This window comes from Microbacterium sp. HMWF026 (assembly GCF_003061325.1).
GTDB classification, from domain to species: Bacteria; Actinomycetota; Actinomycetes; order Actinomycetales; family Microbacteriaceae; genus Microbacterium; species Microbacterium testaceum_E.
This window is the reverse complement of record NZ_QAJB01000050.1, coordinates 1-4,995: the sequence shown is the minus strand read 5'-3', so window position 1 is coordinate 4,995 and position 4,995 is coordinate 1. Positions and strand designations below refer to the sequence as shown.

The window sequence follows — 4,995 nt, the reverse complement described above, 5'->3', positions numbered from 1 at the left end:
GACACGGCCCAGACTCCTACGGGAGGCAGCAGTGGGGAATATTGCACAATGGGCGAAAGCCTGATGCAGCAACGCCGCGTGAGGGATGACGGCCTTCGGGTTGTAAACCTCTTTTAGCAGGGAAGAAGCGAAAGTGACGGTACCTGCAGAAAAAGCGCCGGCTAACTACGTGCCAGCAGCCGCGGTAATACGTAGGGCGCAAGCGTTATCCGGAATTATTGGGCGTAAAGAGCTCGTAGGCGGTTTGTCGCGTCTGCTGTGAAATCCCGAGGCTCAACCTCGGGCCTGCAGTGGGTACGGGCAGACTAGAGTGCGGTAGGGGAGATTGGAATTCCTGGTGTAGCGGTGGAATGCGCAGATATCAGGAGGAACACCGATGGCGAAGGCAGATCTCTGGGCCGTAACTGACGCTGAGGAGCGAAAGGGTGGGGAGCAAACAGGCTTAGATACCCTGGTAGTCCACCCCGTAAACGTTGGGAACTAGTTGTGGGGACCATTCCACGGTTTCCGTGACGCAGCTAACGCATTAAGTTCCCCGCCTGGGGAGTACGGCCGCAAGGCTAAAACTCAAAGGAATTGACGGGGACCCGCACAAGCGGCGGAGCATGCGGATTAATTCGATGCAACGCGAAGAACCTTACCAAGGCTTGACATACACCAGAACGGGCCAGAAATGGTCAACTCTTTGGACACTGGTGAACAGGTGGTGCATGGTTGTCGTCAGCTCGTGTCGTGAGATGTTGGGTTAAGTCCCGCAACGAGCGCAACCCTCGTTCTATGTTGCCAGCACGTAATGGTGGGAACTCATGGGATACTGCCGGGGTCAACTCGGAGGAAGGTGGGGATGACGTCAAATCATCATGCCCCTTATGTCTTGGGCTTCACGCATGCTACAATGGCCGGTACAAAGGGCTGCAATACCGTGAGGTGGAGCGAATCCCAAAAAGCCGGTCCCAGTTCGGATTGAGGTCTGCAACTCGACCTCATGAAGTCGGAGTCGCTAGTAATCGCAGATCAGCAACGCTGCGGTGAATACGTTCCCGGGTCTTGTACACACCGCCCGTCAAGTCATGAAAGTCGGTAACACCTGAAGCCGGTGGCCCAACCCTTGTGGAGGGAGCCGTCGAAGGTGGGATCGGTAATTAGGACTAAGTCGTAACAAGGTAGCCGTACCGGAAGGTGCGGCTGGATCACCTCCTTTCTAAGGAGCATCTGACGCCCTGTAATGGGGTTGTTCAGGCGCCGGATCAGACCGAATGTGTCTGCCGGTTAGCTCATGGGTGGAACATTTGATGAGGCTCCGTTTTGTGGGGGTTTCTGCTGAGTACGTCGCTTCGGTGACAGGAAAGGTGGGGGCTTCGATGGGCGGGGCATGCACGCTGTTGGGTCCTGAGGGGCCGGGCGCTGATCGCGGGGTCTTTGGATTCTGGTGGTTGGTGGCTGTTCCTCTAGGGCTTCTTCTGCTTCGCCTGTTGGTGGGGGTGGGAGGGGTACCGCCCGTACTTTGAGAACTACACAGTGGACGCGAGCATCTTCGACATGATCCTTCGGGATGGTGTCGTGAAGATGATCTTAAAGATCATTAGTCAATTTTTTGACGATTCAACTCATGTGATTTCAAGTCTTTAAGAGCAAACGGTGGATGCCTTGGCATCTGGAGCCGAAGAAGGACGTAGCAATCTGCGATAAGCCTCGGGGAACTGATAAGCGAGTTTTGATCCGAGGGTGTCCGAATGGGGAAACCCCGCCAGGGCGCGTGCGTACCTGGTGACTCCCGCCTGAATATATAGGGCGGGTAGAGGGAACGTGGGGAAGTGAAACATCTCAGTACCCACAGGAAGAGAAAGCAACAGCGATTCCGTGAGTAGTGGCGAGCGAAACCGGAAGAGGCTAAACCTCATGCGTGTGATACCCGGCAGGGGTTGCGTGTGGGGGGTTGTGGGACTTTTCTGATTGTTCTGCCGAGCAGTCGACGTGACAAGAGGGTATAGACGAACGGTTTTGAATGGCCGGTCATAGAGGGTGCGAACCCCGTAGTCGAAATGCCTGTTCTTGGCGTGAAGAGTATCCCAAGTAGCACGGGGCCCGAGAAATCCCGTGTGAATCTGTCAGGACCACCTGATAAGCCTAAATACTCCCAGATGACCGATAGCGGACAAGTACCGTGAGGGAAAGGTGAAAAGTACCCCGGGAGGGGAGTGAAATAGTACCTGAAACCGTTTGCTTACAAACCGTTGGAGCCTCCTTAGTAGGGGTGACAGCGTGCCTTTTGAAGAATGAGCCTGCGAGTTAGCGATACGTGGCGAGGTTAACCCGTGTGGGGTAGCCGTAGCGAAAGCGAGTCTGAATAGGGCGAGTCAGTCGCGTGTCCTAGACCCGAAGCGAAGTGATCTATCCATGGCCAGGTTGAAGCGACGGTAAGACGTCGTGGAGGACCGAACCCACTTAGGTTGAAAACTGAGGGGATGAGCTGTGGATAGGGGTGAAAGGCCAATCAAACTTCGTGATAGCTGGTTCTCTCCGAAATGCATTTAGGTGCAGCGTTGCGTGTTTCTTGCCGGAGGTAGAGCTACTGGATGGCCGATGGGCCCTACAAGGTTACTGACGTCAGCCAAACTCCGAATGCCGGTAAGTGAGAGCGCAGCAGTGAGACTGTGGGGGATAAGCTTCATAGTCGAGAGGGAAACAACCCAGACCACCAACTAAGGTCCCTAAGCGCGTGCTAAGTGGGAAAGGATGTGGAGTTGCTTTGACAACCAGGAGGTTGGCTTAGAAGCAGCCACCCTTGAAAGAGTGCGTAATAGCTCACTGGTCAAGTGATTCCGCGCCGACAATGTAACGGGGCTCAAGCACGCCACCGAAGTTGTGGCATTGACATTTTTGGTAGGCCTTCGTGGTCCAGCCGTGTTGATGGGTAGGAGAGCGTCGTGTGGCGAGTGAAGCGGCGGGGTGACCCAGCCGTGGACGCTACACGAGTGAGAATGCAGGCATGAGTAGCGAAAGACGTGTGAGAAACACGTCCTCCGAAAGACCAAGGGTTCCAGGGTCAAGCTAATCTTCCCTGGGTAAGTCGGGACCTAAGGCGAGGCCGACAGGCGTAGTCGATGGACAACGGGTTGATATTCCCGTACCGGCGAAGAACCGCCCCAGTCAATCCAGTGGTGCTAAGAGTCCTAGCTCGGAATGTTCCGGATCCCTTCGGGGTGATGGTCGTCCGTGTGAACGCTCGACCCCATGCTGGTGCGGCTAGCGTATTAACAGGTGTGACGCAGGAAGGTAGCCCAAGCCAGGCGATGGTAGTCCTGGTGCAAGTGCGTAGGCCAAGTGATAGGCAAATCCGTCACTTATACAGGCTGAGACACGATGCGGATAAAAAGTGGGTGATCCTATGCTGCCGAGAAAAGCATCGACGCGAGGTTCTAGCTGCCCGTACCCCAAACCGACTCAGGTGGTCAGGTAGAGAATACCAAGGAGATCGAGAGAATCGTGGTTAAGGAACTCGGCAAAATGCCCCCGTAACTTCGGGAGAAGGGGGGCCATCCACTTATTAGGACTTGCTCCGAAAGGGTGTGGTGGCCGCAGAGACTAGTGGGTAGCGACTGTTTACTAAAAACACAGGTCCGTGCCAAGTCGCAAGACGATGTATACGGACTGACGCCTGCCCGGTGCTGGAAGGTTAAGAGGACCGGTTAGCCGCAAGGCGAAGCTGAGAATTTAAGCCCCAGTAAACGGCGGTGGTAACTATAACCATCCTAAGGTAGCGAAATTCCTTGTCGGGTAAGTTCCGACCTGCACGAATGGCGTAACGACTTCCCAACTGTCTCAACCGCGAACTCGGCGAAATTGCATTACGAGTAAAGATGCTCGTTACGCGCAGCAGGACGGAAAGACCCCGTGACCTTTACTACAGCTTGGTATTGGTGTTCGGTGTGGCTTGTGTAGGATAGGTGGGAGACGGTGAAGCATTCACGCCAGTGAGTGTGGAGTCATTGTTGAAATACCACTCTGGTCACTCTGGATATCTAACTTAGGACCGTGATCCGGTTCAGGGACAGTGCCTGGTGGGTAGTTTAACTGGGGCGGTTGCCTCCCAAAATGTAACGGAGGCGCCCAAAGGTTCCCTCAACCTGGTTGGCAATCAGGTGGCGAGTGTAAGTGCACAAGGGAGCTTGACTGTGAGACTGACAGGTCGAGCAGGGACGAAAGTCGGGACTAGTGATCCGGCAGTGGCTTGTGGAAGCGCTGTCGCTCAACGGATAAAAGGTACCTCGGGGATAACAGGCTGATCTTGCCCAAGAGTCCATATCGACGGCATGGTTTGGCACCTCGATGTCGGCTCGTCGCATCCTGGGGCTGGAGTAGGTCCCAAGGGTTGGGCTGTTCGCCCATTAAAGCGGTACGCGAGCTGGGTTTAGAACGTCGTGAGACAGTTCGGTCCCTATCCGCTGCGCGCGTAGGAAGTTTGAGAGGATCTGACCCTAGTACGAGAGGACCGGGTTGGACGAACCTCTGGTGTGTCAGTTGTTCCGCCAGGAGCACCGCTGATTAGCTACGTTCGGGATGGATAACCGCTGAAAGCATCTAAGCGGGAAGCCGGCCTCAAGATGAGACTTCCATACCATTTATGGTGAGAGGCTCCCAGCCAGACTACTGGGTTGATAGGCCGGATGTGGAAGCGTAGTAATACGTGAAGCTGACCGGTACTAATAAGCCGATGACTTGATAACACACCTGTTTTTGGTGCTTGCGTCCACTGAGTGGTTCTCGATGTACGGTCGGGAACACAACAATGAAACATATCGTTGTTGGTTTTGAAACATCAATAGTGTTTCGGCGGCCATAGCGAGAGGGAAACGCCCGGTCACATTCCGAACCCGGAAGCTAAGCCTCTCAGCGCCGATGGTACTGCAGGGGGGACCCTGTGGGAGAGTAGGACACCGCCGGACTTCTTTTCAGTCGAAATGGCCACCCAAAGCTGGGTGGCCATTTCGCATT

General features: G+C 54.9%; 3 rRNA genes. All 3 read left to right on the top strand.

Features of this window, described 5'->3' with window-relative positions:
• Positions 1-1,201: ribosomal RNA gene (locus DBR36_RS02460) — 16S ribosomal RNA — on the top strand; the annotation flags it as partial.
• Between the two features lie 414 nt (positions 1,202-1,615).
• A 23S ribosomal RNA gene (locus DBR36_RS02455) occupies positions 1,616-4,727 on the top strand.
• 102 nt (positions 4,728-4,829) lie between these two features.
• Positions 4,830-4,946: ribosomal RNA gene (gene rrf, locus DBR36_RS02450) — 5S ribosomal RNA — on the top strand.
• The last annotated feature ends 49 nt before the right edge of the window (positions 4,947-4,995 follow it).